Raw genomic sequence first — 4,169 nt, 5'->3', positions numbered from 1 at the left:
TCCATGTGTTTGGTGGGTGGAGTAAATGTGACGGGCGGCCGCAAGCTGCCCAGATCACGGGTTTGAGTCGCCAGTTTTTTAACGAATGGCTCCCACCCGTCAAACCTTGGACTTACATGGATTCTTTCGTCGATTCAACGTTGTGCTCTACGTCAGCGACAGAAGATGGCATCAGGATTCGCAAGACCGACGCTTGGATTGATCGCACTACTTGTTGTTGCGTTTGTTGCTCCGACACGAACATATTCGATCGCGTGGGTGATCTTTGTTAAGCAGAAAGGGACAGGCAATTTTTGCTTGACTACTCCGCCCAGATGCATACGATGGAAGTTGTCGCAAGGGCACTGCGGCCCGGATGTTCCTGCTATTGGAGTTGATGTGATGCCTCGTCAAGCTCGTGGGGAAGTTCTTGATCCTTCTCAAGTTCAGGTGGTCCATTGCATCCAGAGATGCGTCCGTCGGGCGTTTCTCTGTGGAGACGATCCGCTGACGGGGAACTCGTACGAGCACCGTCGTGCTTGGATTCGCGATCGGCTGGAGTTCTTGGCTTCGGTCTTCGCCATCGATTGCTTGACTTTTTCGGTGATGCATAACCACATTCACCTTGTCCTACGCAGTCGGGCTGACGTGGTGGCAGCGTGGTCCGATGAGGAGGTCGCCCAGCGCTGGCTACGGCTGTTTCCCCGCCGGCGTAATGAAGACGGTTCTCCCGCTGTGCCTAGCAAACCGGAGCTGGATATAATTCTCAACCAGCCGGAAGTACTCGCCGAACGACGCCGCCGGTTGTCAGACATCAGTTGGTGGATGCGGTGTACTGCCGAGAATATTGCTCGACGCAGCAATGCCGAGGACGAGGTTCGCGGCCACTTTTGGGAAGGAAGATACCGAGCACAAATCCTGCTCGATGAATCCAGTTTGCTCGTGTGTGCGGCGTACGTTGATCTGAATCCAATCCGCGCTGCATTGGCGGAAACACCGGAGACCAGCGACTACACCGGAGCGAAGGATCGGATCGACGATCTGAGCGAGCGAGAGGATCGCAGTCGGCCGAGTACCCACGACTGGGAGCGGAGTCGTCGTCGAAGACGTAGCGGCTGGATGAGTCCAATCGAGATTGACGAACAGTGCGATGAAGTCGGCCCGGCAGTGGATAGGTCTGGGCGTCGGGCCAGCAGCAAGGGCTTCCTCTCGGTGTCGATGGCGCGGTATCTGGAACTGCTTGACTGGACGGGGCGGCAATTACGCAGCGATAAAGTCGGCAGTATTCCAAAGCATCTGCAACCGATCCTACAACGGATAGGTTTGGACACGCATGGTTGGTGCGATGTGGTGCGTAAGTTTGGACGCATCTTCAAGCGGGCGGCGGGCACGCCTGAGAGTCTTGCGAGTGAAGCGTGCCGACGCGGCCAGGGCTGGCTCTGTGCTCGAGAGAACCCGCTGGGCCTCTCGTCGGTCTGACGACATAGCAAACCATCCGATTTCGAGATTGGAAGCTCAAAGGGACACGCATTAAGTTTTGATCGTTCCGCCCCAATGCCTACGATAGAAGCGGGCAGATTGGTTTTACGCGCCCCATCTTCCGCGTCCTGGAGTTGATGCGATGCCCCGTCGAGCTCGTGGTGAAGTCTTGGATTCGTCCGAAGCCCCAGTGGTCCATTGCATATAGAGATGTGTCCGAGGTGCCTTCCCCTGTGGTGATGATCCGCTGACGGAGAACTCATACGAACTTCGGCGGGTTTGGATTCGCGATCGACTGGAGTTCTTGGCCTCGGTTTTCGCCATCGATTGCCTAACTTTTTCGGTGTTGCACAACCACATTCACTTGGCCCGTCGCTGTCGGGCTCGCCAGCGCCGGCTGGATGAGCCCAATCGAGATTCATGAACGATCCGATGGGGTTGGAGACTTACTCCGGCGGGGATGCGCGAGTTTTCGGTTGTTAAGTGTTACGAACTCGAATCCAGAACTATCCGAAATTGGGTGGCCCCTTCTAGCCTCCCGAAATTGGGTGGCCCCTTCTAGCCTCACTGGATCGGGACCGGGCATTGACAACACCGGTTGGCAAACCAGCACGGCGCCGCCAGATTCTAACAACAGTGATAGTCACTACTTGGTCGATGCGATCAACCTTCGCGCGTCGTTTCGTAAGTTTGCGATCGCGCACTTGGAACGGTTACGAGAACGTGGCGAGCTTAAACTCGACACGGATAGTGAGTTTGGCGACTTGCGGGAAGACGCTGCCTGGAATTCGCTGCTAGAACATCTTTCGTCGCTGGAGTGGGTCAGCTACATCCAACCGCCGCCCTCGGGATCGAGCGCGCCGAGCGACTTGGTGCGTTACCTGACTCGCTAATTAACGGGCGGTCCGATCAGCAATTCACGCGTCGTCGCGGCGGATGAATATGAAGTGACGTTCATGGCTCGCGAGGGAACCAAGCAGGGCGGTGAGTCAAGGCAAGTTCCGGTGACGCTCACTACACTCGAATTCGTACGTAGTTGGTGCATCCATATCCAGCCTGATCAGCTGACCAAGACACGATACTTTGGTGGTTGGAGCAATAGTCAACAAGCGAGTTATCAGCAGCGTTGTATCGATGACATGAATGCCGCCGAGCTACCGTATGCCGCCGGCGCGATGGAGTTCCCACCCGCGGAACCTGAGGCCACCGAACCAAGATCGACCCAGCCAACGTGCCCGCGCTGCGAGCAGGCGACCCTGCGAGTGGTATCGACGACTCCGCGTCCATCTTGGCGAGAGATATTTTCACGTGGCAGCAAAACGATGCCAGCCTGGTACTCCGGTTCGTTGCAAGGATCAGATCGAGCGTTCTGGGACGGTGCCAATGGTGACGGTTTTTACGATTGGTATCTGAAACACCAGGTAGAAGGTGCATACGCAGTCGCGGCGGCGACGCTGGATTCAGAGAGTGCCCCAAGCAGCCAGGCAATGCTCCCAGGACTAGAATCCGGTGGCTACTACGCGATAGAATAGAGACCGTGGTCGCCACCGCCGCATCACTCGGTACGCGAGCCCAGCAGTGTGGCGACAAAGTTCAACGCACGATCTATCCGCACGTCAGGCGATCAGCTCAACCGACAAAGTTGAGCTTTTTCTACGCCTGACATGCGGATAGATCGCAATTCATTATCCGTTCTAAACCCACCGCGACAACCCACCGCTGCGATTCTTTGCGGAATCGGGTTGACTCCGCACACAAACCCCCTATCTGACGCAGATATGTCTTTCGCACCAATCCTGGGTTTGATTATCGCTTCACTGATCGGCATTGGCGTCGGCACCTTCTTCCTGCGAGCAGCGGTAGCTGCAGTCAACAAATTGCAGTTATGGAATCGGCAAACAGAGATAGTGCAGGAACCGTCATTCGGTGCGGCATTCGGGGCGTTGCTGGTCTCGGCCTTACTCTCAGTTGCAGTCGCACTCGGGACGAAGTTCATGGTGAATTTGGCCTACAGTGGTTTAGATAATTCTTCGAGTTATGCCCGAATCTTTACCGTGGTTATTTATCTGCCGATCACATTGGTTGGTACTGTTGCGATCTTCAAAGATTGCTTGAAAGCCACAATTCGCCAAGCTGCTTTGATCGTTCTTTTGTATCATTTAATCGCCGTAGGCGTTGTAGGTGCCGTGGTGCTGCTGTACGCATTCCTTTTATAGCGACTTGATAACGAGATTTAGGGCCCCTAGCGAAAAGAGCATCGCAATGCGGTTCAGAATAGTATCGTTTCACCCGGTCTGGAGCAGAAAGGAGCAAAAAGGGACAGGCAATTTTTGCTCGACTACTCCGCCCAGATGCATACGATAGAAGTTGTCGCAAGGGCGCTGCGGCCCGGATGTTCCTGCTATTGGAGTTGATGTGATGCCTCGTCAAGCTCGTGGGGAAGTTCTTGATCCTTCTCAAGTTCAGGTGGTCCATTGCATCCAGAGATGCGTCCGCCGGGCGTTTCTCTGTGGAGACGATCCGCTGACTGGGAAATCGTATGAGCACCGTCGTGCTTGGATTCGCGATCGTCTGGAGTTTTTGACTTCGGTCTTCGCCATCGATTGCTTGACTTTTTCGGTGATGCATAACCACATTCACCTTGTCCTACGCAGTCGGGCTGACGTGGTGGCAGCGTGGTCCGATGAGGAGGTCGCCCAGCGCTGGCTACG

At 55.3% G+C, this 4,169-nt stretch carries 5 protein-coding genes; all 5 read left to right on the top strand.

Annotated features, from left to right (window positions below; genetic code table 11):
* Positions 1-381: 381 nt before the first annotated feature.
* On the top strand, positions 382-1,458 hold the full coding sequence (locus Poly21_RS26635; RefSeq protein ID WP_146410104.1) for a transposase: 1,077 nt from the start codon (positions 382-384) through the stop codon (positions 1,456-1,458).
* 548 nt (positions 1,459-2,006) lie between these two features.
* Positions 2,007-2,351 (top strand): hypothetical protein, encoded by a 345-nt coding sequence (locus Poly21_RS26630; RefSeq protein WP_146410103.1) that lies wholly within the window; start codon positions 2,007-2,009, stop codon positions 2,349-2,351.
* A 15-nt stretch (positions 2,352-2,366) separates the two neighbouring features.
* The gene (locus tag Poly21_RS26625; protein WP_146410102.1) at positions 2,367-2,990 is read left to right on the top strand and encodes a transposase; all 624 of its coding nucleotides are present in this window, start codon (positions 2,367-2,369) and stop codon (positions 2,988-2,990) included.
* A gap of 246 nt (positions 2,991-3,236) precedes the next feature.
* Positions 3,237-3,674, top strand: coding sequence for a hypothetical protein (locus Poly21_RS26620; RefSeq protein ID WP_146410101.1), 438 nt, complete (start codon positions 3,237-3,239; stop codon positions 3,672-3,674).
* A 202-nt stretch (positions 3,675-3,876) separates the two neighbouring features.
* A partial coding sequence (locus tag Poly21_RS26615) for a transposase (protein WP_496109478.1) occupies positions 3,877-4,169 on the top strand: 293 nt, incomplete at its 3' end.

This window comes from Allorhodopirellula heiligendammensis, assembly GCF_007860105.1.
In the GTDB taxonomy this organism is placed as follows: domain Bacteria; phylum Planctomycetota; class Planctomycetia; order Pirellulales; family Pirellulaceae; genus Rhodopirellula; species Rhodopirellula heiligendammensis.
Note: the sequence above shows the minus strand (reverse complement) of the source record. Positions and strands in the feature narration are given on the sequence as shown.